26 protein-coding genes are annotated in these 24,547 nt (G+C 63.8%); 13 read left to right on the top strand and 13 right to left on the bottom strand.

What is annotated here, in order from left to right:
- The first annotated feature begins 4 nt into the window (after nt 1–4).
- A complete protein-coding gene (locus tag BXA07_RS20770; protein ID WP_076570478.1) occupies nt 5–919 on the top strand; it encodes a diacylglycerol/lipid kinase family protein in 915 nt (304 codons plus the stop codon).
- A 3-nt stretch (nt 920–922) separates the two neighbouring features.
- Nucleotides 923–1,741, top strand: a complete 819-nt coding sequence (locus tag BXA07_RS20765; RefSeq protein WP_076570475.1) for a metallophosphoesterase family protein — start codon at nt 923–925, stop codon at nt 1,739–1,741.
- A gap of 15 nt (nt 1,742–1,756) precedes the next feature.
- Here the strand turns inward: BXA07_RS20765 and BXA07_RS20760 are convergent, their stop codons facing one another.
- The 4 genes from BXA07_RS20760 to BXA07_RS20745 all read right to left on the bottom strand — a co-directional run bounded on the left by BXA07_RS20760 (nt 1,757) and on the right by BXA07_RS20745 (nt 5,881).
- Entirely contained in the window at nt 1,757–2,047 is a 291-nt protein-coding gene (locus BXA07_RS20760; RefSeq protein WP_076570473.1) for a type II toxin-antitoxin system RelE/ParE family toxin, read from the bottom strand.
- A complete protein-coding gene (locus BXA07_RS20755; protein ID WP_076570471.1) occupies nt 2,040–2,285 on the bottom strand; it encodes a type II toxin-antitoxin system ParD family antitoxin in 246 nt (81 codons plus the stop codon). The genes BXA07_RS20760 and BXA07_RS20755 overlap by 8 nt, the downstream gene beginning before the upstream one ends.
- Before the next feature lie 96 nt (nt 2,286–2,381).
- Nucleotides 2,382–3,773: a cardiolipin synthase gene (gene cls / locus BXA07_RS20750; protein WP_076570469.1), complete on the bottom strand. Its 1,392-nt coding sequence runs from the start codon at nt 3,771–3,773 to the stop codon at nt 2,382–2,384.
- Nucleotides 3,770–5,881 (bottom strand): site-specific recombinase, encoded by a 2,112-nt coding sequence (locus BXA07_RS20745; protein ID WP_076570656.1) that lies wholly within the window; start codon nt 5,879–5,881, stop codon nt 3,770–3,772. Before BXA07_RS20745 ends, cls begins: the two co-directional genes overlap by 4 nt.
- Before the next feature lie 318 nt (nt 5,882–6,199).
- Here BXA07_RS20745 and BXA07_RS20740 point away from each other — a divergent pair, with 318 nt between their 5' ends.
- Entirely contained in the window at nt 6,200–7,309 is a 1,110-nt protein-coding gene (locus BXA07_RS20740; protein ID WP_076570467.1) for a porin, read from the top strand.
- On the opposite strand, the gene BXA07_RS20735 is transcribed toward BXA07_RS20740, so the two are convergent.
- The 3 genes from BXA07_RS20735 to BXA07_RS20725 all read right to left on the bottom strand — a co-directional run bounded on the left by BXA07_RS20735 (nt 7,297) and on the right by BXA07_RS20725 (nt 9,849).
- On the bottom strand, nt 7,297–7,872 hold the full coding sequence (locus tag BXA07_RS20735; protein WP_076570465.1) for a DUF3617 domain-containing protein: 576 nt from the start codon (nt 7,870–7,872) through the stop codon (nt 7,297–7,299). The genes BXA07_RS20740 and BXA07_RS20735 overlap by 13 nt on opposite strands.
- 67 nt (nt 7,873–7,939) lie before the next feature.
- Nucleotides 7,940–9,487, bottom strand: coding sequence for a TerC family protein (locus BXA07_RS20730; RefSeq protein WP_076570463.1), 1,548 nt, complete (start codon nt 9,485–9,487; stop codon nt 7,940–7,942).
- A gap of 86 nt (nt 9,488–9,573) precedes the next feature.
- Nucleotides 9,574–9,849, bottom strand: coding sequence for a hypothetical protein (locus BXA07_RS20725; protein WP_076570461.1), 276 nt, complete (start codon nt 9,847–9,849; stop codon nt 9,574–9,576).
- Between the two features lie 296 nt (nt 9,850–10,145).
- Between BXA07_RS20725 and BXA07_RS20720 the strand changes: the two genes are divergently transcribed.
- Both BXA07_RS20720 and BXA07_RS20715 read left to right on the top strand, forming a co-directional pair.
- Entirely contained in the window at nt 10,146–12,992 is a 2,847-nt protein-coding gene (locus BXA07_RS20720; RefSeq protein ID WP_076570459.1) for a M16 family metallopeptidase, read from the top strand.
- Nucleotides 12,993–13,213: 221 nt separating this feature from the next.
- A complete protein-coding gene (locus BXA07_RS20715; RefSeq protein WP_139335680.1) occupies nt 13,214–13,894 on the top strand; it encodes a GNAT family N-acetyltransferase in 681 nt (226 codons plus the stop codon).
- Nucleotides 13,895–14,060: 166 nt separating this feature from the next.
- On the opposite strand, the gene BXA07_RS20710 is transcribed toward BXA07_RS20715, so the two are convergent.
- The 4 genes from BXA07_RS20710 to BXA07_RS20700 form a co-directional block, all read right to left on the bottom strand.
- Nucleotides 14,061–14,741, bottom strand: coding sequence for a YiaD family glycine zipper/OmpA-like lipoprotein (locus BXA07_RS20710; RefSeq protein ID WP_076570456.1), 681 nt, complete (start codon nt 14,739–14,741; stop codon nt 14,061–14,063).
- Between the two features lie 142 nt (nt 14,742–14,883).
- Nucleotides 14,884–15,030, bottom strand: coding sequence for a lmo0937 family membrane protein (locus BXA07_RS30320; protein WP_121670992.1), 147 nt, complete (start codon nt 15,028–15,030; stop codon nt 14,884–14,886).
- A gap of 187 nt (nt 15,031–15,217) precedes the next feature.
- Complete coding sequence (locus BXA07_RS20705) at nt 15,218–15,490, bottom strand: hypothetical protein (RefSeq protein WP_076570454.1); 273 nt, start codon at nt 15,488–15,490, stop codon at nt 15,218–15,220.
- Nucleotides 15,491–15,657: 167 nt separating this feature from the next.
- Complete coding sequence (locus BXA07_RS20700) at nt 15,658–16,317, bottom strand: outer membrane lipoprotein (RefSeq protein ID WP_076570452.1); 660 nt, start codon at nt 16,315–16,317, stop codon at nt 15,658–15,660.
- Between the two features lie 200 nt (nt 16,318–16,517).
- On the opposite strand from BXA07_RS20700, the gene BXA07_RS20695 reads away from it, so the two are divergent.
- Complete coding sequence (locus BXA07_RS20695) at nt 16,518–17,282, top strand: Crp/Fnr family transcriptional regulator (RefSeq protein ID WP_083708433.1); 765 nt, start codon at nt 16,518–16,520, stop codon at nt 17,280–17,282.
- 97 nt (nt 17,283–17,379) lie between these two features.
- Here the strand turns inward: BXA07_RS20695 and BXA07_RS20690 are convergent, their stop codons facing one another.
- A complete protein-coding gene (locus tag BXA07_RS20690) occupies nt 17,380–17,598 on the bottom strand; it encodes a glycine zipper 2TM domain-containing protein (RefSeq protein ID WP_076570450.1) in 219 nt (72 codons plus the stop codon).
- Between the two features lie 177 nt (nt 17,599–17,775).
- Nucleotides 17,776–19,815, bottom strand: coding sequence for an AsmA family protein (locus BXA07_RS20685; protein ID WP_076570449.1), 2,040 nt, complete (start codon nt 19,813–19,815; stop codon nt 17,776–17,778).
- A gap of 253 nt (nt 19,816–20,068) precedes the next feature.
- On the opposite strand from BXA07_RS20685, the gene BXA07_RS20680 reads away from it, so the two are divergent.
- The 7 genes from BXA07_RS20680 to BXA07_RS20650 all read left to right on the top strand — a co-directional run bounded on the left by BXA07_RS20680 (nt 20,069) and on the right by BXA07_RS20650 (nt 24,495).
- The gene (locus tag BXA07_RS20680; RefSeq protein WP_076570447.1) at nt 20,069–20,473 is read left to right on the top strand and encodes a DUF4398 domain-containing protein; all 405 of its coding nucleotides are present in this window, start codon (nt 20,069–20,071) and stop codon (nt 20,471–20,473) included.
- A gap of 25 nt (nt 20,474–20,498) precedes the next feature.
- Nucleotides 20,499–21,398 carry an OmpA family protein gene (locus BXA07_RS20675; protein ID WP_076570446.1) on the top strand — a complete coding sequence of 300 codons (900 nt, stop codon included), beginning with the start codon at nt 20,499–20,501 and terminating at the stop codon, nt 21,396–21,398.
- 87 nt (nt 21,399–21,485) lie between these two features.
- On the top strand, nt 21,486–22,022 hold the full coding sequence (locus tag BXA07_RS20670; protein ID WP_076570445.1) for a ferritin-like domain-containing protein: 537 nt from the start codon (nt 21,486–21,488) through the stop codon (nt 22,020–22,022).
- A 58-nt stretch (nt 22,023–22,080) separates the two neighbouring features.
- Nucleotides 22,081–22,383 carry an ElaB/YgaM/YqjD family protein gene (locus BXA07_RS20665; protein WP_035826246.1) on the top strand — a complete coding sequence of 101 codons (303 nt, stop codon included), beginning with the start codon at nt 22,081–22,083 and terminating at the stop codon, nt 22,381–22,383.
- 17 nt (nt 22,384–22,400) lie between these two features.
- A complete protein-coding gene (locus BXA07_RS20660) occupies nt 22,401–22,787 on the top strand; it encodes a phage holin family protein (RefSeq protein ID WP_076570443.1) in 387 nt (128 codons plus the stop codon).
- A gap of 55 nt (nt 22,788–22,842) precedes the next feature.
- On the top strand, nt 22,843–23,181 hold the full coding sequence (locus tag BXA07_RS20655) for a hypothetical protein (RefSeq protein ID WP_076570441.1): 339 nt from the start codon (nt 22,843–22,845) through the stop codon (nt 23,179–23,181).
- Nucleotides 23,182–23,340: 159 nt separating this feature from the next.
- Complete coding sequence (locus BXA07_RS20650; protein WP_076570440.1) at nt 23,341–24,495, top strand: patatin-like phospholipase family protein; 1,155 nt, start codon at nt 23,341–23,343, stop codon at nt 24,493–24,495.
- Nucleotides 24,496–24,547: the final 52 nt, after the last annotated feature.

Raw genomic sequence — 24,547 nt, 5'->3', positions numbered from 1 at the left:
GGGAATGATCCTGAGCAAAATCGCCGTCATCATCAACGCGGGCGCCGGCTGCGGCTATGCGTCCGACTGGACGCAGCAGCTGGCAGCACATTTTCGGGCCGTGGGCCTCGACGCCGCCATCACCCTGGCGCAAAGCGGGGCCGAGATGATCGCCACGGCCGAACAGGCCTTGCGCGATGGGGCGCCCATCGTCGTGGCCGGCGGCGGCGACGGCACCATCAACGCCGTCGCCTCCGTCGTCGTCGGCAGCGGCACGGCGTTTGGCGTCTTGCCGCTGGGTACCTTGAACCATTTCGCCAAGGATCTGAATATTCCCCTCACGCTGGAGGCGGCCATTGCCAACGTGGCGCGGGGCGTGCCCGTGAAAGTCGACGTGGGCGAAGTCAACGGCCGCATCTTCCTGAACAATTCCAGCCTGGGACTGTATCCCGACATCGTGCGTGACCGCGAAAAGCAGCAGCGCCGGCTGGGACGGGGCAAATGGCTGGCGTTCAGCTGGGCGCTGGTGGCCGCCTTGCGCCGCTATCCCTTTCTCGGCGTGCAGCTGAAGCTCAACGACGCCGTGCATGCGCGGCGCACGCCCTTTGTCTTCATCGGCAACAATGAATACCTGATGGAAGGCTTGAATATCGGCGAGCGCGAGCGGCTCGATGGCGGCCAGCTGAGCCTCTACGTGGCGCAGCGTCCGGGCCGCCTGGGCCTCGTGCGCCTGGCCCTGCATGCGCTGTTCGGCAAGTTGTCGCAGGCCAAGGATTTCGACGTGCTGACGGCCACGGACCTGGAGATCGCCACGCACCACCGCCGCCTGCGTGTGGCCACCGATGGCGAAGTGACCGTCATGAATACGCCGCTGCGCTACCGCATCCGTCCCGCCGCCCTGGACGTGCTCGTTCCCGCGCCGGCGCCAGCCCAGGAGTAGGCCATGCGTACCCTCGTGCATTTGTCCGACTTGCATTTTGGCAAGGTCGATGCGGCCCTGCTGGCGCCCCTGCGCGCGCTGGTCGAGCGCCTGGAGCCGGACGTGGTGGTGGTCTCGGGCGACCTCACCCAGCGGGCCCGCAGCGTGCAATTCCAGCAGGCGCGGCAATTCCTCGACAGCTTGCCGGGGCCGCAGATCGTGGTGCCGGGCAACCATGACGTGCCGCTGTACAACGTCTTTTCCCGCTTCCTGACGCCGCTGGTGAAATACCGGCGCCACGTGACGGACGATTTGTCGCCCGAATACGTGGACGAGGAAATCGCCGTGCTGGGTATCAACACGGCCCGCTCATTGACGTTCAAGGATGGGCGCATCAGCCACGAGCAGATCGATTTCCTGCGTGAACGCCTGGGCCGCTTGCCGCCCGGCTTGACGCGCATCATCGTCACGCACCATCCGTTTGACTTGCCCGAGCACTTCGACGAGGATGACCTGGTGGACCGCGCGCCGCAGGCGCTGCAGATGTTTTCCGAATGCGGCGTGGATCTGCTGCTGGCGGGACACTTGCATGCCAGCGTGGCGGGCAACACGGCCGAGCGCTACAAGATCGCCGGCTACGCAGCCCTGATGGTGCAGGCGGGCACGGCCACGTCGACGCGGGGCAGGGGCGAGTCGAACTCCTTCAATGTGCTGCGCGTGGAAAACAGTTGCATCAGGGTCGAGCGCTACAGCTGGAATGAAGACAGCGCCGAGTTTGAAAAGGTCAGCACGGAAGCGTTCGAACGCCAGGGCGGCGTGTGGGCCAGCTTGCGGCCGCTGTGATCGATGATGTGTTAATTACAGATGGCGTGCCGCATCCATGCGGTCATGCAAAATGCGGACGATGGCAATGCCATAGTGAGTGATGCGGAAATAAATCATGTGCCGTCCGACTTTGCGGCGCCGGTAGCCGGGCCGAATCTGCTCGCATGCCGGTGCCGTCTCGGGCGCGCGTGCCAGCTCATCGAAGGCTGCCGTCATGTTGTCAAGATAAACACTGGCCTGCTGCACGCTCCACCGCTGCGACGTATACGCCCAGATCGCCTCAAGATCATGCTCGGCGGCGGGCGTCAGCCGGTATTCAGCCATGCGCTGCCAGCATTCTCTGCTTGAAAGCCCTGGCGTCGAAAGGCTGGGGTTCGCCGCTTGCCTCGCCTTCCACCAGCGCCGTGCGGATCGCATCGAGTTCGGCGCTGCGTTCCTGTTCACGCCGGATCAGGTCGCGGATGTATTCGCTGTCGTTCGTATAGCGCCCCGCGTCAATCTGCGCCTTGATCCAGTCGTCCTGCTGGTCCGTCAAGGTAATGGTCTTGCGCACGGTTCCCATGGTGGTCCACTCCAGATATGAGCAGTACGACGATCGTCATACTATTGGTGCAATATAGTGCATATTTGTGCAAATATCCAGCCGCCTGATGGGTGCTTACAGCCAGTAATTCATGAAACGTGCCGCCCATTCCTTCATGCGGTCGGAGATGGGCCGCGTTTCCCATCTCGCCTTGGTGATCTCTTGCGAGTCGCGCAAGTCTTCCTGGAAGGCATTTTCCATTTCGCGGCCGAAGCTGTCGCCCAGCACGATCACGTTCAGCTCGCTGTTATGCAAAAAGCTGCGCATGTCGATGTTGGTCGAGCCCACGGTCGACCAGGCGCCGTCGATGACGGCCGTCTTGGCGTGCAGCACGGCCAGTTTCAAGTGGAAGATGCGGATGCCGCCGGCCAGCAATTGATCGTACAGCGCGTGTCCCGCATGGAACACGAGGCCGCTGTCGGACACGCCGGGCAGCACCACGGTCACGTCCACGCCCCGTTTCGCGGCCCCGATCAGCGCGTCGACCGTCTGCTGGTCGGGCACGAAATAGGCGGACGTGATGTGGATCGTTTTTTTTGCTTCCTGGATGGCGAGGATGTACGCCTTGTAGATTTCAAAGCCGCCGTCCGGCTCGCTGGCCACCACGCGCACCAGCTTGTCGCCCACTTCCGACAGGGTGGGGAAGTAGTTGGCGTCCGGCAAGTCGGCCTGGTCTTGCTGGGCCCAGGTGCGGATGAACAGCCACTGGAAGGCGGCCACGGCCGGGCCTTCCACCTTCACGTGGGTGTCGCGCCAGCCCACGTCGCTCTTGTCGGCGGCCTTGTTCTTGGAGCGGAACAGCGAGCTCTTGGCATAGGTGTCGCTGATGTTGATGCCGCCCGTAAACGCCGTCTTGCCGTCGACGATCAGCACCTTGCGGTGGTCGCGGTTGTTGATCTTCCACTCGTCGCCCTTGAGCTTGGCGGGATTGACGGGGTTGAAGGCCACCAGGTGCACGCCGGCCGCGCGCATGCGCTCGAAGAACGCCTGCGGCACGCCGATCGTGCCCACGCTGTCGTAGATGACGTTGACCGTCACGCCCGATTGCTGCTTCTCGATCAGCATGTCGGCGAACTTCAGGCCCAGCGGGTCCTGGTCGAAGATATACGTTTCCAGGTTGATGCTGGTCTTCGCGTCGCTGATGGCCTGGAACATGGCTTCCATGGTTTGCGGACCGTCAAACAGCAGGGTCACCTTGTTGCCCTTGATCAAAGGCACGCCCGTGGCCGCCTCTTCCAGCGCGGCCTGGGTCTTCAAGTCCATGCCGGACCTGGCCCAGCGCTTGTTGAGCAGGGCGGCGCGGCTGTTGACGTTCAGCACGGCGCCCTTGCCCGTGATCACCTTGGGCTTGGCCACGGGGGCCAGGGTGGTGTTGAGGTTCTTGACGTTGGGTAGCGAGGCGCATGCAGCCAGGGTCCAGCACAGCAGTAGGGCGGTGAGGCAGGATTGCATGCGCCGGGTGGTCATTTGTGAGCCTTGGTCGTGGGTGACAGGTTTGCCGACTCGTCGGCCAGTGCCAGTGGCGGCGGGTTTTTCGAGCCGAAGAAGAAGACGATGGGCGACTTCAGGAAACGCTTGCCCAGGATCTTCAGCAACTGCATGCCGTGCTTGAAGCGCACCTGGCGCGAGCGCAGCGCTACCCACAGGGCCAGGCCGAAGCTGACGAGCAGGTTGGCCGTGCCGATGGCGAAGATGCCCGACAGCGACTTGACGGCCAGCTGCCAGCTCATATTGTGATCGAGTCCCACGAGGGCTGTCGCAAAGTTGGCGGCCGAGAAGGTGATGTGGCGGATATCGATGGGCAGGCCGATCAAAAAGCCCAGGGTGCCGATGGAGCCGAGCAAAATGCCGAAATAGAAGTTCCCCATCAGGCCGCCCAGGTTGTTTTCCATGTACAGGCCCAGCCGCTGCAGCCGCTCCTGGCCGATGACGCGGCCCAGGCCGCGCAATTGCGCGATGCGCTGCGCCCAGCGCGTGTACAGGGCCTGGTTGTCGTAGTAGCCGGATATCAGGCCGGCCACGAACAGGCACACGCCGGCGATCATGGCGTAAAAGATGGCGGGGCTGCCGATGGGGTCTATATCGTGCAGCAAGTGCATGGCTTTTTCCGGCGTCACCAGGTTGTGCCCCGTGATCGCCTTGTAGCCGAGCGCGATCAGCCAGGCCGTGGGGATGGCCGTGGCCAGGTTGCCCAGCACGGCCATGTTTTGCGTGCGGAAGACCTTGTTGATCAGTTCGGCCATGCTGTCGAGGTCGATATTCCGGCCATCCTTGCTGTGCAGGCCGGCGGCGATACGCGAAGCCGTCATGGCCGGCTGCTTGGTGGCCACCGTGAAGTGCAGCAAGTGGATGAACATGAAGCCGATCGAGTAATTCATGCTGAACATGAAGGCTTCGACCAGCGGCGCCGAGCGCAAGTACGACATCAAAATCTTGAACAGGGCCATGAAGCCGATGATGATGCCCGCGCCCGCCGACGAGAGGAACATGGCGCCCATTTCGCGCCGGTTTTCCGCGATGTAGTGCTCGCCCGTGCGGCTGGCGTTTTCCGTCACATTGCGCGCCAGCAAGTTGATATTGTCAGAGAACAAGTCGCTGACCTTGTACTTGTGGTTATGCGCGCGTATCAGTTCCAGCGCCAGCGCGACGGCGCCCGCGCGGCGGCGGCTGACGGGCTGCGGGTGCAGCAAGTCCTGCGTGGCGTCGACCGTGATGGCGGCGATGTCCACGTTGGCGGAGCTGGGCAATTCTCCGCTCGTGTCGACGAGGAACAGCAGCTTGCGCAGGCGGTCGATGCTTTGCGCCAGCGCCACCAGCAGATACGTGAGGGGAATGCTGGTGCCCTGGTACAGGGCCTTCTTGCGGATCTTGGCGATGACGGCGTCGCACTGGTCGAGCATCACCAGCAAATGGCGCGCATCCTCGATATGTTCGATGTCGCCCTGCAGCAAATTCGTGTAGGCGTCCAGGTAGGCGTTTACTTCCGTGTTCTGCACCATGAATGGCGACTGGAAGACTTCAATTTCGCTGTGGAAACGCGTCAATTCCGGTTCCAGGCCCATGGCGCAGACGCGGTAGGACAGGGTGCGGATGGCGTCGAGCATGCCGGGCAGCATGATATTGCCGTCGCCGACGGCCAGTTCGATGTCGTCGCTGGTGAGCACGTCGAACAGTTCCAGCCAGTCCGTGGCGGGCACGTTGCTGATCCACAAATAGTCGGTCTTCAGGTACAGCACCTGGTCGAGCGCGTCGTTCAGGTATTCGTCGCCGAGGGCGGGCGGCAGCATGCGGTAGGCGATGCGGCGTTTCAATTCTGTAAAGAAACCGCTGTTCGACAGCACGCCGATGTCCGTGTACAGGCTGGCGTGGCGGCGCGCGGCCAGCACGCGCAGCACGTATTCGTGCAGGGCGCGGGCCTGGGCGGGGTTACCTTTGAGAAGCTGGCGCAGGGTGCGCACGTTGGCAATCGCGGTAGCGCTGTCGTGGGGGCGCTTGGGACGCAGAGAGTTGAACAATTCCACCAGCAAGTCGATATTGCTGGAGTTGGGGTCTATGCGTTCGAGGATAGCTAGCATGCAGAAAAAACGGGCGAGCCGCTGTCGGTAAAACCAGTAGTGTACTGCCTGCGTCAAATCGCGCAACGTTCGCCACCGAACATTGCTTCACGGCAGGGCCAGCTTTTGATCTTATTGCGCAGCAATTGCCAAGGATCATGCTCATTCTTGCGTGTTGTCAGTATCCCACTCATTTCCCGGGGCTAAGCTGAAGTTTCTGTTGCTCAACGCACAGATCGCTGGACAAAAAGCGGGGATAAGGTAACACTGAGATCAGACACCGAGCGCATGTCCTGATCAATACCCGGCAGTTTCATTCACGTTACCGAGATATTTATCATGAAGACCTCGTATTTTGCGCTTGCTGTGATAGGGATGGGGCCATTCGCGCTGGGCGCGACGGCCCAGGCCGCCGATGGCGCGGGCAGCGCCGCATCCAGTAACGTTGCCGTGTACGGCGTGCTCGACGCGGGCATCGTGGCCGAGCGGGGCTGTGCCGCCAGTTGCGCCGGCACCAAGGTCTCCGGCGGCGTCGCTTCGGGCTCGCGCCTGGGCGTGCAGGGCCGTGAAGCGCTGGGCAACGACGTTTCCGCCGTGTTTACCCTGGAAGCGGGCATCCAGAACGACACGGGCCAGTCGGAAGACGGCCGCCTGTTCGGCCGGCAAGCCTATGTGGGCCTCGACAGCCGCCTGGGCGCGCTGACACTGGGCCGCCAGTACAACCTGCAATACCTGGCCCTCACCGACGTGGCCGACCCGTTCAAGGGCGGCATGGCCGGCAGCGCCGGCAACCTGGCCGGCTACAGCGTGAAACGCTACGACAATACCGTCAAATACGTGACGCCCGCCTTGCGCGGCGTCACCGCCAGCGCCATCTACAGCTTTGGCGAGTCGCCGTACAGCAGCGCCAACAACCGCGCGTATGGCGCCACCCTCGGCTATTCGGCCGGCGCCGTGAATGTCAGCGTGTCGCACCAGCGCAAGAACAACTTCATCCTTGCCTCCGGCACCTTGCCCGCCATCGACATGTCTTCACGCAACACCCTGATCGCGGCCAATGTCGACCTGAAAGTGGCTACCGCGTTTGCCGCCGTGGGCGTCAACAAGGGCTATGGCAGTTCGCCGTGGGACCCGAACAACGCCTACAGTTCGCTGGCCCTGTCGATGTCGTCGTCGGACAGCCGCGACACCCTGCTGGGCGTATCCGTGCCCGCGGGCGGCGTCAAGCTGCTGGCCTCGTGGGTGCACAAGGATGACCGCGACCTGGCCAACCGCGACGCCACGCAGGTGGCCGTCGGCCTCACGTATTCGCTGTCAAGACGCAGCGATTTCTATGCGTCCTACGCGAAGATCCACAACAAGAACGGCGCCCGCTACACGGTGGGCAACGCCAGCGATGCGGGACGCGGTGACGCGGCATTCAACCTGGGCTTCCGTCACGGCTTCTGAGCGGCGGCGGAGGGCGCGGGGCACGTTGCGCCCAGCCACTTGCCGTTGCTTGTCACATTCACCTGTTCCGGCGCGCCGCGCGCGCTCGTCGTCACCGCCAGCTGCATGCTGAACGCCTGGTCGCCCGTAAACATCACCTTGCCTTCGCCGCTCGATTTCGGGTTGGCGCACGTGAACGATATATTCATGCCGCCCGCGATGGCAGTGTTATTCGACTTGCAATCGCCGGGCTGGCCCGTGGGAATCTGCTTGCGCGCGGCCATGTCCGGCGTCACGCAGGCCGTCACGCGCACGGCGCCGTCGGCGCCCACGGCGGGCATGGCCATGCCGCGGCTGGCGGCCATGCTTTCGAGCTGCTTGCGTTGATCGGGGGGAAGGTTGCCCAGCTGCTGCAGCACCATGGACATGGCGTTGTCGGTGGCGGCGTCGGGCGAGGCCATCTTGCTGTCGACTTGCCACAGGCCGGGCTTGATCGTGGTCGACGGCGTGGCGGCCTGGGCGCCGGCCTGGCTGCCCAAGGCGGCGCAGGCGAGCAGGGTCAGGCGTAGCAAAGTATGTTTCATGTGGGCGTCTCCGGAAAAGGCAGACCCCAGCATACGCCATGGCAAGCGGGGCACGCTTGCCATTGTGTTACAAACTGTGATCGGGCTCGATGCGGCGCACGTCCACGCAGGCGATGCGGCGCTCGTCCGCTTCGACGATTTCATAGCGCAGATCGCCGAGTTCCAGCACTTCGCCCACGGCCGGCATGTTTTCAAAGTGCGCCAGCAGGAAACCGGCCAGCGAGTTGTACTCGCCGTCTTCGCTGACCAGGGTTTCCGTCTCGAACACCTGCTCCAGGTAATGCAGGTCCGTCGCGCCGTCGATGCGCCAGTGGCCGGGGCCCAGCACTTCCACATCGGGCTGCTCGTCCTCGTCGGGGAATTCGCCGGCGATGGCTTCGAGGATGTCGATGGGCGTGAGCACGCCCTGCACGGTGCCGAACTCGTCGACCACCAGCACCAGCTGGCCGCGCGAGCGCTTCAGGGTTTCCATGGCTTTCAGCACGCCGGCCGCTTCCGGCACGACGATGGCTTCGCGCATGCTGGCCGGGTCGATCTTGCCGTGCGAGACGAGATCCTCGATCAGGTCCTTGCTGCGCGCGATGCCGACCACGTTGTCGAGGTCGTCATTGCACACAGGAATCATGCTGTGCGGCGTGTCGCGCAGCAACTTGAGCATCTTCTCGCTGCTGTCGTTCAGGTTCACCCACGAGACGTCGCCGCGCGGCGTCATGACGGAGCGGATCGAGCGTTCGGCCAGGGTCAGCACGCCGCTGACCATGTTGCGCTCTTCCACGCCGAAGGCGGAGACGTCGGGCAGCTCCTTGACTTCATGCTCTTCGGCCGCCTCGCGGCCCTTGCGCCCGCCCAGCAGGCTCAGCACGGCTTGCGCCGTGCGGTCGCGCAGCGGGGCGTTCGATTGCAGCTTGAGGATGTTGCGGCGCGCCAGCTGGTTGAAGAACTCGATGACGATGGAGAAACCGATGGCCGCGTACAGATAACCTTTCGGGATGTGGAAGCCCAGGCCTTCGGCCACCAGCGACAGGCCGATCATCAGCAAGAAGCTCAGGCACAGCACGACGACGGTGGGGTGGGCGTTGACGAAGCGCGTCAGCACCTTCGAGGCCAGCATCATGACGACGATGGAAATGACGACGGCGGCCATCATCACGTACAGGTTTTCCACCATGCCCACGGCCGTGATGACGGCGTCGAGCGAGAAGACGGCGTCGAGCACGACGATCTGCGCCACCACGAGGCCGAAGCCGGCGTAGACCTTCGGGCCCGTCTGGGCGTGCGTGACGCCTTCGAGGCGTTCGTGCAGCTCGGTGGTGGCCTTGAACAGCAGGAACAGGCCGCCGACGAGCAGGATCAGGTCCCGCCCCGAGAACGAGAAGGTCCAGATGGAAAACAAGGGCGTGGTCAGGGTGACCAGCCAGGAAATCAGCGACAGCAGGCCCAGGCGCATGACGAGGGCCAGGGTCAGGCCCAGCACGCGCGCCTTGTCGCGCTGGTGCGGCGGCAGCTTTTCGGCCAGGATGGCGATGAAGATCAGGTTGTCGATACCCAGTACGATTTCCAGTACGACCAGCGTCAGCAGGCCGACCCAGATTGTCGGGTCAAATAACCATTCCATGTGTGTAACCTTGTAAAGTTAAATCAAAATAAAGATTGCTTGGGGGGTAATATGCCCCAGGCCTGAATGCGATGCGTGCGGCGCTATCAGTGGCGGACGCGCGGCGGCCGGGTGGCCGTCCGCACGTCCGCTTCGGCAAGTGCGCCCGGTCCCGCTTGCCAAATGATGGCGCAGAACGGCGCCTCCAGGCGCGGGTTCGGGTACAGCGTGATGGGGTCGTTGTCGCACTCTTCCAAGGCGCAGCTGTCGCCGGGCAGGCCCGTCAGGGTGCCGGCGTCATGGCTCTCGGAGTCGGCGGCGGGCGTGGCGATGACGCCGGCCGCAATTGCTTGCTGGAATGGGGAAGGGCTGGCGTAGGCCATGCTGGCAAACGCCTGGGGCAAAGCGATGAAAACGAAAAGGCAGAGCAGGACGAGAGCTCGTCTCATATACAGGCAGATAGTTCTGGAACCATGAGTATAACACGGGCAGATAACAGCTTGATGACAGGGACTTGCGTAACTGATAAGTATGCCGTAAATTGCGAGAGCAATCATTTCCCTGGGCAGCGAAGACGCAGCGCGGGTCCATGGCAATTCTTGCGGCCGTATCGCATTGCGCTAGCGCATCTTTCATTGTGCTAGCGCATCTTTAAACGTAGTGTTACCAGGAATCCGCCTTGAAACCAATTACCGCCCTCCTGCTTGCCGCCGGTATCCTCTCGCCTTCGTTCATTCTGGCCGCCACCCCCGTGGAAGCGGCCCCGACCCAGAAAACCGGCAAGCCTGCCGTCAGCCGCGGTGCCGCCGTGAAGGTCACTTCCGTTGAAGGCATCACCGAGTACCGGCTGGCCAATGGCTTGCGCGTGCTGCTGTTTCCCGACGCCAGCAAGCCTACCTTGACCACCAACATCGTCTACCTGGTCGGCTCGCGCCATGAAAACTATGGCGAAACGGGCATGGCCCACTTGCTCGAACACTTGCTGTTCAAGCCCAGCGCCAACTTCGGCGTCAGGAAGGGCACGAAAACCCCGGTCGAGATCCTGAACTCGACGGGCGCGCAGTTCAACGGCACCACCTGGTACGACCGCACCAATTACTACGCCACCTTCCCCGCCAACGACGATAACCTGCGCCAGATGCTGGCCATGGAAGCGGACCGCATGGTCAACGCGGCCATCGACCAGAACGACCTGTGGAACCCGAAGACGCAGAAGGGCGAGATGACGGTCGTGCGCAACGAGTTCGAAATGGGCGAGAGCGACCCGATCGGCGTGACCAGCGAACGCATCCAGGCCATCGCCTATGACTGGCACAACTATGGCAAGTCGACCATCGGCGCCCGTTCCGATATCGAACAGGTCAACATTCCCCGCCTGCGCGCGTTTTACCATAAGTATTATCAGCCCGATAACGCCGTGCTGATGGTGGCAGGCCGCTTCGATGAAGCGAAGGTCTTGAAGCAGATCAATGAACTGTTCGGCAAGATCCCGAAACCGACGCGCGTGATCGAACCGACCTACACGGCCGAACCCGTGCAGGATGGAGAGCGCGCCGTGACGGTGCGCCGCAGCGGCGGCACGCAATTCGTCGGCGCCGGCTACCACGTGGCGCCGTCCGGCAACCCGGACGCCGTCGCCATCGAGGTGCTGGGCCATGTCCTGACGGACGCGCCCGCCGGCCGCCTGCACAAGGCGCTGGTGGAAACCAAGCTGGCCAGCAAGATCGAATACAACTCGGTGAGCAACCTGGAACCGGGCTACAACCTGTTTGGCGCCCTGGTGCCCGTCGATGGCAACCTCGATGCGGCGCAAGCGGCCATGCTGAAGGTGCTGGAAGAGCTGAAATCGCAGCCGATCACGGATGCGGAAGTGGCGCGCGTGAAACAGCAGCTGAACAAGCAGGTCGAGCTGATCACCTCGAATACGGCGCGCATGACGATCGCCCTGACGGAGTCGCTGGCGGCCGGCGACTGGCGTCTGTTCTTCCTGCAGCGCGACCAGCTCGACAAGCTGACGACGGCGCAGGTGCAGGCGGCGGCCGAGAAATACCTGAAGAGCTCGAACCGCACGCTGGGCCGCTTCATCCCCACCGATGCGCCGGACCGCACCGTCGTGCCGGCCTATGCCGACGTGGCGCCGCAGCTGGCCGGCTACACGGGCCGCGCCGTCGTGGCGCAGGGCGAGGCGTTCGACCCCAGCCCCGACAATATCGAGGCGCGCACGCAGCGCTTTACCTTGCCGAACGGCTTGAAGGGCGCCTTGCTGCCGAAGAAAACCAAGGGCGGCACCGTGAGCGTCGTGTTGAAATTGCAGCTAGGCAGCGAAGAGAGCTTGCGCGGCAAGGGGCAAGTGGGCAGTTACACGGCCAATTTGTTGTCGCGCGGCACGGATAAACTGTCGCGCCAGGAAGTGAAGGACAAGTTCGACCAGCTGGGCACGCAAGTGGCGATTTCGGGCGGCGCCGAGGGCGTCACCGCCATGCTGATGGGCAAGCGCGAGAACTTGCCGGCCGCCATGGACCTGCTGGCGCAAGTGCTGCAAAAACCGGCCCTGAACGAAACGGAATTTCTGGAATTGCAGCGCGAGCGCGTGGGCCGCGCCGAGCAGGAATTGCCTGAACCACAACCGCTGGCCGTGAATGCCTTCCGCCGCCTGCTCGACGCCACGCCGGAAGGCCATGTGCGCCATGTGGCCACCCTGCCAGCCGAGCTGGCGCAATGGAAAGCCATCAAGGTGAGCGATGTGAAAGCCTTCCATGGCGCCTACTATGGCGCGTCGAACGCCACCTTTGCCGCCGTGGGCGACTTCGACCCGGCCGCGCTGAAGGCGCAAGTGGCCAGCCTGTACGGCAGCTGGAAGGCGCAGCAGTCCTACGTGCGCATTCCCGACGCCGTCAAGCCCGTCAGCGGCGAGAAAGTCACGCTGGAAACACCGGACAAGGCCAACAGCGTGCTGTTCGCCATCCAGCCGATTCCCCTCAAGGATGACGCCGCCAGCTATCCGGCCTTGCTGATGGCCAATCACATGCTCGGTGGCGGCGCCTTGCGCAGCCGCCTGGCCGACCGCATCCGCCAGAAGGAAGGCCTGTCGTACGGCGTCGGTTCGCAAGTGAGCGTGCCGTCGCGCGAGCCGGCCGGCTACTGGATGGCGTATGCCATCAGCGCGCCGCAAAACACCGTCAAGGTGGAAGCGGCCCTGCGCGAGGAAATCGCCAAGGCGCTGGCCGACGGCTTCACGCAGGAGGAACTGGCCGAAGCGAAGAAAGGCTGGCTGCAATCGCAGGAAGTGGGCCGCACGCAGGACAGCGGCCTGGCGCGCGAACTGGCCGGCTACCTTGCCGAAGACCGCACCATGGCCTACGACAAGGACCTGGAAGCGAAGGTCTCCGCCCTGACCCTGGCGCAAGTGAACCAGGCCTTGCGCGAGCACCTGAAGCCAGCGGCCGTGTCGGTGGTGACGGCGGGCGATTTTGCCAAGGTGGCGAAAGAGGGCGTGAGCGGCGCCAAGGCGAGCACGGCCAAGTAAAGCGCCGCGCATGACAACATAGCCGGCAGACTGCGTGACCCCCTCAGCAAGCTCGACGCCAGCTTACTGGGGGGCAACTCGGCACGGGCCGGCCGCTGTCGATGGCGTGAGGGCTGGCTACTTCGCAGACGATCCTGCGACAGCCCCGGAACGGCCGTGACGACAAATAACCCCTCTGCATAGTCCTGCCTGCGCGCGCTTTCAATCAATGCAGGATAAGCTTGCCAAGTGCTCCCGGCATTGAGCGCAGCGATCGCCTCAATAATTCGCCACGGCCAGGAATGCGCTCCATTCCACGGCTGACGCACATCCATATTGTTGACTTTTTGCAAGTTACCGAACCGTATCGAGGATTTTCTATGTTGCTGTCTCTTCCAGCGGTACTGCGAACGCCAAGGATCACCTTGCGTAAACCCCGCACAGCAGACATCGCGGTTATTTTCGATGCGTATGCTCAAGATGCTGACGTCGTCCGCTATTTGCTCTGGCGTCCGCACCGCGCCATCGCCGACACGGAAGCCTTTATTGCATATTGCATAGAGGAATGGGATAGCGGTCGCAGCCGTCCCTATGTCCTGGCCCATCAGGGAAACGAGGACGCAGCTATCGGCATGCTGGAAGCAAGCTTGCATGCGCATATGATCGATATCGGATACGTTTTGCAGCGCAAGTATTGGGGCGCCGGTCTCATGTCCGAGGCCGTCCGTGCCGTGAGCGAGGCCGCGCTGGCGCTGCCCCACTGTTTTCGCGTCCAGGCAAGCTGTGATACGGAAAATCGTGCCTCGGCGCGTACCCTGGAAAAGGCCGGGTTTATGCTTGAAGGAAAGCTTTCGCGGCACTTGGTCCTGCCCAATCTTGCCGAGGAACCCAGGCAGTCTCTGATGTACGCCCGCTGCAAGTAAACCAGCAGCCAGGCGGGCGCGGCGGCAGGGCGGGACTTTCCAGCCTCTGAAGGCGTCCATGTCCCGCGAATCACGACGCCGTCAGGGTCACATGAAAAGGGCCGGGTTCTGTCTGAGACAGAACCCGGCCCTGAACCGCATGGTGTCAGTTCGTCTTGCTGGAAGCCTAGCGCGGTGCTAATTCTGCAACATAGATCTCCACGCGGCGATTGCGTGCGCGTCCGGCCGCATCCGCATTCGAGGCGATCGGCTCGCGGGCGCCGCGGCCTTCCGTGACAATGCGGGTCGGCGAGACGCCGCGCATGGCCAGGTAGTCGCGCGTGTGGGCGGCGCGTTCCACCGACAGCGGTTCATTGATGGAATCGCTGCCCGTGCTGTCCGTGTGGCCGATGATGCTGACCGTGGTGTTCGGGTTTTCATTCAGGGTGGCGGCAAAGCGGTCGAGGATGGGGCGGAAGTTGCCCTTGATGTCGGCGCGGTTGGTGTCGAAGGAAATATCGCTGGGGATTTCCATCTTCAGGCGGTTGTCGGCCGTTTGCGACACTTGCACGCCCGTGCCTTGCGTCGCTTGCTCCATCGCGCGTTTCTGGTTTTCCATGCGGTTCGACCAGATATTGCCGACCACGGCGCCCGCGGCCGCGCCCAGCAGGGCGCCGCCGGCCGTGCGGCCGCTGCTGCCGCCACCGGTGGTGCCGCCGATCAGGGCGCCCAGGCCTGCGCCGATGCCGGCGCCCGTGGCCGTGCCGCGTTGCGTTGCGGACATGTCCGCGCAGCCGGTGGCGGCCAGCGCGAGGACCAGCACGCCGATCAGGGGTTTGGCGCCAGCGCCGTTCTTGAATGCTTTCATGGATTTTCTCCTTGTTTTGTTATTGGGACATACCCAGAGCTACCTGCACACGTTACTGCAAAATGGGCCTGCTTGCCAGCGCACGCAAAAAGGCGGCGCCCGTTTGCACGCGCACCGCCCGGCCTGCGCAGACGCTGGCGGGCTAGAGCCCGCGTCCGCTAATCAGGCGCAACAGGATCATGATCACGGCCACGACGAGCAGGATGTGAATGAAGCCGCCGATGGTATAGGATGTTACCAGGCCCAGCAGCCAAAGAATGATGAGTACTACTGCGATTGTGTAGAGCATGATGTGTCCTCCGTGAGTAGTGTGTGGATGGCGGCGCTGGCCTGTTTCCGGCTTGCAAGCCGATAGCGGGTGGCGCTGCCATCGTTATGTTGTCATTCGCGTTGCCCTGCATATCGCGCAACGTTGATGCCATGACTTATTGTCTACTTTGTTTCTGAAACTATCTGTACGCTGCCGTACACAAGCCTTATTTAGCCAGCTTATTTGCCGCGCCGCTGTCGCGCGCCAGCGCCGGCTCGCCGTCCATGCCCGGCAGCCAGGCCAGCATGCCGGCCATGCCGACGGCGCCCGCCAGGCAGCTGAGCATGCCGCCGGTGAGCAGCAGCATGACGCCGAACACGGGCGCGCTGCTGGCCGCCGGCGCCAGGTCCAAGGCGCAAAAGCCCAGCGCCGTGGCGAGCATGCCGCCGCCGATAAAGCCCAGCCAGATCCGCTTGCTGCCAGTCTTGTCGTGATTCATCGCATCTCCTTGAGGTGAGCACGGTTGATATTTCCTGAGTGCATCATCTCGCGTCATTGCCAACTCATCTGTACGCCAACGAACATTATCAAAAAGAAAACGCCCGGACGGGCCGGGCGTGTATCTGTTTTGCCACTGGGGCGGGCGGCGGGGCCGCCGTGCCGCGCTTAACCGAGCGCGCGCAGGCCGCCGTTGACGACGCGCACGCGGTCGCCCTGGCGCCAGTTCGGCGCGGCGCTCTGGTGCACGGTGCGCGTCTTGCCGTTATCGAGGCGCACGACGATGTTGTAGCTGCGCGTGGCGCGCACGCTGCCTTCGATCTGGTTGCCGGCGACGGCGCCGCCCACGGCGCCCAGCACGGTGGCCAGCTGCCTGCCGTGGCCGCCACCGACCTGGTTGCCCAGCAAGCCGCCGACGACGGCGCCGCCGGCCGCGCCCACGCCGCTGCCTTCGGCGCGCGTATTGACTTCATGGATGGCTTCGATCACGCCGCAGTTGCTGCACACCTGCGGCGCCGGTGCCGGCGCGGCCGCATATTGTTGTGGCTGTGGCTGTGGCTGGCGCGCGGGAGCGGGCTGCTGCTGGATCGGCTGTGGCTGCTGTGGCAGGGCGGCCAGCGGCTGCATGCCAGCCGGCGCCGGGTTCGGCTGGTTGGCCTGCAGGCTGGCCATCTGCTCGGCCGACGTGCTCGCCGCCAGCGGCTGCGTGTCGCCCTGCGAGGAGGGCAGCCAGCCCATCAGGGCGGCCGTGCCGACGCCGCAGAACAGCAGGACGGCGACGGCGGCGGCAATGACCAGCGGGTGGAGGGATTTGGTGGTGGTAGTCATGGAATGCTCCTTGGTTTTTTAAAATAGTGAATCCGCTACTGCGTGTTCTCGGGCTGGCCAGGCCGGTATTGCAAGCCAGTGCGGCCAGTGTGCTGTGCCGCGTCCCGCGCTTCCGTGCGTCACCGTACATACAGGACCTGTGCCGCACCGTAGGCTAGGTAAAAATTATGTCGAGTTGTAACGACGACCAGGAAAAGGCAATGCCATCAATGACCGCCAGTTTGAACCTGTCCCGCGATACAGGCCGTTCCGGCTTGAGCACGCCTGCCGCCGGCAACCGCCTGCTGGCCAGCCTGCCCGAGCCTGACCTGCGGCACCTGTCGGCGCTGTTCCACACCGTCACGGTCGAGGTGGGCGACGTGCTGTACGAGCCGGGCCAGTCCATCGACTACATTTATTTTCCCGGCGACTGCCTGATTTCGCTGCTGGCCGTGGCGGAAGGCCGCATGACGCTTGAAGTGGGTTCCGTCGGCCGCGAAGGCGTGCTGGGCGCTTCCGTCGCGCTCGGGCATGATCTGGCGCAAGTGCGTGCCGTGGTGCAACGTTCCGGCACGGCCAGCCGCATCGCGCGGGCCGACTTCTGCGCCGAATTCGTCCGTCTCGATTCCCTGCAGCGCCTGCTGTACCGCTACACCGACACCCTGCTGGCGCAAGCCATCCAGATCGCCGTGTGCAGCCGTTTTCACGTGCTCGAAGCGCGCCTGGCCCGTTCCCTGCTGATCACCCGCGACCGCCTGCAGTCGGAAAAATTCCACCTGACCCATGAATTCCTCGCCCATACGCTGGGCGTGCGCCGGGTCGGCGTGACCAAGGCGGCCAGTGCGCTGCAGCAGCAAAAACTCATCAGCTATAGCCGCGGCAACATCGAGATCCTCGATTCGGCCGGCCTGGAAGCCGTGTCCTGCCGCTGTTACGAACTGGTCAAGGATGCCGGCCCCATCGGCATGGCCAACGTCTTCGTCTAACTTCCTCAGCGTAACTTTTCCATATCGTCAATGGCAGCCGCACGCAAAAAAGCGGGGCAGGCGCCTGCGCGCCCACCCCGCTCTTCGGCCGGCCGAATTACTTCGGCTTGACCTGGTTGCCGATCACGCCGCCGACGGCGGCGCCGCCGACTGCGCCGACGGCGCTGCCGCCCGTCAGCACGGAGCCGGCAACGGCGCCGACGCCGGCGCCGATGGCCGTGTTCTTATCCTGGTTCGACATGTTGGCGCAAGCCGTCAGGCTCAGCAGCAGGGCGGCAACGGAAGTGGTGGCGGCGATTTTTTTAATGATTTGCATGATAGTTCTCCTATGAATTCGGACCTCGTGGCGCCGGCATGGTGGGGGCCGGTGGGACTTCGTATCGCCACGTCTTGGGTGTTTAAGGCACGATCACAGAATAGGATTGTGGCAAGGCAGGGTCTGTTCGCCAACGCACATAGGGGTGTAACAATTGTAAAAGCACACACGCCACGCCTAGCGTGGCTTGCGCACGGGCTTGCCCGGCTGGGGCGCCACCGGTTTGACGCGCGCCCGGGCCAGCAGGGCCGCGCATTCGCTGTCCTCGACGGGGCCGGTATTGACCAGCGGCAGCAGCGCCGCCACGGGCGCCACCACGGCCAGCGCCAGGGCGCCGCCGGCGCGCAGGGCCAGCACGCCCTTGTCGACGCTCACGTCGGGCTTGCTGAAGGTGCCATGTACATACAGGGGCGAGCGCAGCGAGAAGATGCGCAAGCCCTTGCTGTCAGGCTGCAGGGTCAGGTCCAGCCGTTCATCGGCCAGGTTCACCGTGCCGTCGATGTTCAGGACGGCGTCATCCGTATCGACGATGAACTGGCGCGTGCGCATCAAGCCCTTGGTGACGACGAAATCGGCGGCCATGCAATTGAGCCTGACCTGCTTGTCGCCCGCCAGTTTGGCCAGCACGACGCTGCCGATATTCAAGCCCATCTCTTCCAGCAGCAGCTTGCTGATGCTGCCCCGGTTGATCAGCGCGCGCACTTCGCCGTTCGAGCTGCCCAGCAAGGTGGCGACGGAGTTGCCCGTGGCCGACAGCGAGGCGTCGCCATTGATCTCGCCCACGCTGGCCTGCAGGGCCGGCAGGCGGGGAAACAGCTGCCGGATGTGCAGGTGGCGGGCGCTGGCCTTGAGTTCGGCGGCGATGCCGTTGGCGACGACCTTGCCGCTGCCGTCGAGCTTGATCTGCGACCTGAGGGTGCCGCCGGCCACGTTGAAGTTGAGCGGCGTCAAGGACAGCACGCCGTCCGCCAGCACCACGTGCGTGTCGAGCTTGCTGATCGGTAATTCGGCGTCGCGCGTGATCTTGTCGGCCGTGTAGCGCACGTCCGCGTCGAGGCTGGTCCAGCGCTCCGTCCTGAAGGTTTCCACCGGCAGCACGCGGCCGGCCGGCTGCGTGGACGGCACGCCACGCTCCTTCTTGCTGGCGCTGGAATCGGCGCCCACCAGCGGCCCGAGGTCGGAAAACTGCAGCAGGCGCGAGTGGACTTCGCCTGTCAGGCGCTTGCGCGGCGTGCTGGCGGAAAAGGCCAGCCTGCCTTCGACGTCGCTCGATCCCACCTTGCCGCTGAACTTGTCGTACACCCATTCGCCGCCGCGCGGCGCCAGGGTGCCCGTCAAATGGCCTTCCGTGCTGAAGTGCGGCGTTTCCGGCAGCAGCACGCCCGTCAATGGGTACAGCCGGGCCATGCTGGGGCCGGACAGCTTCAGCCGCACGTCGAGCGCGGCCAGGTCCGTGGGGCGCGTCAGCGTGCCTTCGATGGCCAGGCTGCCGCCGCCCACGCGCATGTCGGCCTGGATGGGGAAGGGCGTGCCCTGGCGCTGCAGCGACAGCACGCCGCCCGCCTTGCCGCCGCCTTGCACCTTGTCGCCATGGTAGTTGCCCGACAGGCGCCAGGCGATGCCGTAGGGTCCGCCGCCGGCCAGCGTATCGATGTCTGCGCGCAGTTCGGCTTGCGTCACGCCATCGCTCAGGGTCACGGTGCCCTTGCTGAAGACCACGCTTTGCAGTTCCAGCTGCCATGGCGATGGCTGTTCCTGCTTGTCGAACGTCCAGTTGTTCTTGCCGTCCTTGCTGCGCAGCAAGCGCACTTGCGGCGTATCGAAGCGCAATTCGGGGATGACGATCTTTTTATTCAGCAAGGCCAGCGGATTGAGCGAGAACGCCAGCTGGCTGACGGTGGCCAGCTGCGCCGCTTCCTGCGTGTCCGTCATGGCGCTCGGATGGCCCAGGCGCACGTCCTTTGCCTGCAGGTGGGGCCAGGGCAGCCAGGCGCGCCAGCCGGCCTGCCCGGCGCCGCCGGCCGGCTGCGCCCACGTCAGCGACAGGTCGCCGTCGATGGCAAACGGCCGCCCCAGCGCTTCGCTGGCGCGCGCATTGAGCCAGGGCTTGGCGCGGTTCCAGTCGGTATGCAGCAGGGTAACGACGGCCGCGACGGGCAGGGCGATGAGCACGGCGGTGCTGGCGAGGGCGATTTTCTGGCGGCGGGACAGTTGCATGGGGGGACGATTCTTTCTGGGCAAGTATTCACGATGCTACAGGAATCGCTCCACGGCCGGGTTCGTTTCTCGCTTTTGCGGCCCGGCGCGTGCGCTGGCGCACGTTGCCGATGCAAGTATTGTCGATTTCCTACTCTATGTGCGGCACCGAACGGATATGCGGGGAGCCGGAGCCTATAACGTCATACATCAAACGCAGTTCCTGATTCGTTCCACCTGTTACACATCAATCACATTCTCCAGGAGAAGAAAAATGACAAACCGAGATTCCATCAACAGCCCCATGACCGCTCTGGCCGCCTGCCTCACCGCCATCGTCCTGATGACGGGCTGCTCCAGCCTGAAAACGCCGGCCACGGCCGACGTGGCCGTGTCGCGCGCCGCCGTCGATAACGCCGCCAGCGCCGGCGCCGCCGACCTGGCACCCGATGAAATGCGTTCGGCCCGCGAAAAGATGCGCATGGCTAACCAGGCCCTGAAAGACCGTGACTACAAGCTGGCGCGCGACCTGGCCGACCAGGCGCAAGCGGACGCCAAGCTGGCGCAAAGCAAGGCCAATTCGGCCAAGGCCACCAGCGCCGCCGATGAAATCAACGAGAACATCCGCGTCATGCGCGAAGAACTCGATCGTGCCAACCAGCAAGCCCCGAAACAATAACGAACAAGAAGAACAGGATTCCATCATGAAAAAAGCTACCTACACCACCATTCCCGGCCTGCTGGCCATGGCCGCCCTCGTTGCCGCCTGCAGCTCCGCACCGACCACCACCAGCCTGCTCGACCAGACGCGCGGCGACTACATGGCGGCGCAATCGAATCCGATGGTATCGACCTATGCGCCACGCGAATTCCGCGAAGCGAGCGCCGCGCTGGAAGCGGCAAACGCCGCCGCCACGCGCCAGGAAGACAGCGAAAAAGTCGACAAGCTGGCCTACCTGGCCAAGCAAAAGATAGCCACGGCGCAAGAAGTCGCCAAGCAGAAAGCAGCCGAAGCCGATATCGCCAATGCCGGCAAGCAGCGCGACCAGTTGCGCCTCGATGCGCGCACGCAGCAGGCCGACCAGGCCACGGCGCGTGCCCAGGCGGCGCAAGCGGATGCGGAAGCGGCCAAGGCCCAGGCGCAGGCGGCAGAAGCGTCGGCGCGCGATGCGCAAGCCCGCGCCGCCGGACTCGAAGCCCAGCTGGCCGACCTGGCCGCCAAGAAAACGGAACGCGGCATGGTGATCACCTTGGGCGACGTGCTGTTTGGCACGGACAAGGCGAACCTGACGGCCGACGGCGTGAATACGGCGCGCAAGCTGGCCGAGGTGCTGAAAAACAACCCGCAGCGCACGGTATTGATCGAAGGCTTCACGGACAGCACGGGCGGTTCCGCGCACAACCTGGAACTGTCGCAGCGCCGCGCCGAAGCCGTGCGCAATGCGCTGCTGGAGCAAGGCATCAGCCGCGACCGCATCGCCACCAAGGGCTATGGCGCCGCCTATCCGGCAGCCGGCAACGATACGGCGGCAAACCGCCAGCTGAATCGCCGTGTGGAAATCGTCTTGTCCGAGGACAACACGGCGATTCCCGCCCGCCGCTAAGCCGCGCCATTTGACGCGGCAGTAGAAAGGCAGCACCGGCCGAAGGTTGGCCGGTGGATACCCATGCAAGACTTGAAAGGAAGCATCATGACACCAACATCTGTTGAGATTCCAGCTGGCATCGATACGGCCGCCATCCGCGCCGCCGCGAAAAACCTGGACGACGGCGCCGTGACGGCCGGCTACCAGGGCAATCGCGAGGAATTGATTACCCTGTTGAATGGGGCGCTGGCCACCGAACTCGTGTGTATTGCGCGCTATAAGCGCCATTACTACACCGTGAGCGGACGCGACAACGGCACCATCAAGGCTGAATTCCTTGAGCATGCGCAGCAGGAACAGGAGCACGCCGACTGGCTGGCCGAGCGCATCGTGCAATTGAATGGCAAGCCAGATTTTAATCCGGCAACATTGCTCGCACGCAGCCATGCCGAGTATGATGACTCCGAAGACGTGCAAAGCATGGTGCGTGCCAACCTGATCGCGGAGCGCGTGGCGATCGAATCGTACCGCCAGATGATCGTCAAAGTGGGCGACAGCGACCCGACGACGCGGCATTTGTTGATCAAGATCATGGCCGTCGAGGAAGAGCACGCCGATGATATGCGCGATCTGATGGAATAGTGTTTTTGAGTAAAGTAGGTATAGTAGCTACATTCATCCACAGCTAAGGAGCTAAACCATGTTGGAAAACAATATCACCACCGTCAATAACGATGTCAAAACCCTGGTCAAGGATGCGCAAGCCCTGTTCAGCGCCGCCGCCGCCCTGACCGGCGAAAAAGCCGATGAAGTGCGCGTCAAGGGCATGAAGACCCTGGACGCCGCCCTGGCCAAGGCGCATGAAGCGCAGGCGTCGGCCATCGTTGCTACCAAGCAGATGGCTGCCCAGGCAGACGGTTACGTCAAGGAAAACCCATGGCGCACGGTGGCCGTTGCCGCTGGCGTCGGCGTACTGGTCGGCTTCATCCTGGGCCGCAAGTAATCCCATTCAGGAGCGATATGGACAAGTCTGCTTCGTCTCACCAGGGGCCGGGATTGATCGGCTCGGTCGCCGGCCTGGCCAGGAACGCCGTCGGACTGATGTTGTCGCGGCTGGAGCTGGCCACCATCGAACTGTCGGAAGTGCGCAATCACATGCTGCAGCTGGTGGTCATTTTCGCGCTGGCGACGGTGGCAGGCTTGTTTGCCATCGCTTACGGCAGCGTGCTGGTGGTCTTTCTGGCCTGGGATAGCCTGGGCTGGAAGATCCTGGCGATCATGACGGTCGTGTTCGTACTGCTGGCCATCGGCCTGGTCATGTACGCGCGCGCCATGCTGCGTCAAGGAAAGCTCTCCATGCCGGCCACCATGGCCGAACTGAAGGCGGACCGCGACATGTTGATGTAGCCGGCTGGCGGAGGAGACCCTCCGCCATGCCCGGACTGCCTTTCGAGGAGAATTCATGTCGGATAACGACAAACTGGCAGAGCAGGCTGCCCGCAAGCGCTTGTTGATTGCCCAGGGCGAAATGTATCGCGTGGGCATCGTGCATGCGCGCGCCAATGCAAGCTACGCGCTGCGTCCCGAGTCCCTGTTGCAGGGCGTGGTCGAGACAGCCGTCGGCTTTGCCGGCCACCGCGTCGAATCATTGCTGGCGCCGGGCGGCATGCGTTTGCAAGGCGCCATGCCCTATGTGCTGACGGCGCTGTCCTTCATCGGCCGCAAGAAGCTGGTCAAGCCGGCCCTGGTCCTTGTGGCCGTGGCCGCCGTCGCCGCCAGCTGGCTGCGCCGCAAGCGCTGAACGCCAGCCGCACAGGAACGCCGTCATTGACGGCGTTTTTTTTGCCTGTACGCAACGTCCGACGCGCGCACGCGCAAGCGCGCACAATGCCTTAAGCGCGCACAATCCCTTACAATGATTCACGCCGCATTCCGCGCGGCGCACAGAGGGGCCATCTTGATGACGAATGCGAAGACACCGATCAATCAGTTAAATCCCTCGCGCCTGCGCATCGTGCTGGTGCTGCAAGGCGGCGGCGCGCTGGGCGCCTACCAGGCCGGCGTCTACCACGCGCTGCACGAACATGGCCTGGCGCCCGACTGGGTGGTGGGCACCTCGATCGGCGCCATCAATGCCGCCATTCTTGCTGGCAACAAACACGAAGACCGCCTCGTGCGTCTGAAACAGTTCTGGCAGCGCGTGGCGCACCGCGACAGTATCGACATGAACCTGGTGTCTGACCAGCAACGCCGCTCGAACATCTGGCTGGCCACGCTCGATACGGTGCTGCGCGGCGTGCCCGGCTTCTTCAAGCCGCGCGTCTTCAGCCTTTTCCCCGCAGGAATCGCCGTCAAGCCGGAAGAAGCGAGCTTTTACGATACGGGCGAGCTGGCCGGCACGCTCGGGGAGCTGGTCGATTTCGATTACCTGAACCAGCCGGGCGGCATGCGCCTGACGGTGAATGCCCTGCGCGTCAAATGCGGCAGCCTCATCAGTTTTGACAGCCACCAGCAGCCGTTGACGGCAGACCACATCCGCGCCAGCGGCGCCTTGCCGCCCGGCTTTGCCGGCGTGCGCGTCGATGGCGACCTGTACTGGGATGGCGGCCTGTACTCGAACACGCCGCTGGAAACCGTGCTCGATGACACGCCCCACGTCGACACGCTCGTCTTCATGGTCGACCTGTGGAGCTCGGAAGGCCCGGAACCGACGACGCTCGATGAAGTGCAGACGCGGCAAAAGGACGTCACCTTCGCCTCGCGTTCGAAGCGCCATATCGAGGACTACGTCAACATGCATACCATGCAGCACAAGCTGCGCGAACTGTATGCCCGCCTGCCCGAGGACGCGCACAGCCAGCGCCAGGCCGAAGAACTGGCGGCGCTCGGCTGCGACAGCACCATGCACATCGTGCGCCTGCCGTATGCGGGGCGCGACTGGCATATGGCGGCCAAGGACATCAATTTTTCCAGGGGCTCCATCGAGTGGCGCTGGGAGCAGGGCTACCAGGACGCCTTGCGCGCGATCAAGGCGGCCGGCTGGCTCGCTTTTGTGACGGAAGACACGCCGCTCGTCGTGCACGAGTTGCCGCCATACGAACGCGACGCCGCTTAGTGACGCCTGTCAACACCTGCCGCGCGCCGGCATGGGCGGCCTGCGATGCGCA

Source organism: Janthinobacterium sp. TND4EL3 (assembly GCF_900156175.1).
Lineage (GTDB): Bacteria > Pseudomonadota > Gammaproteobacteria > Burkholderiales > Burkholderiaceae_D > Janthinobacterium.
This window is presented reverse-complemented; position numbering and strand designations above follow the sequence as displayed.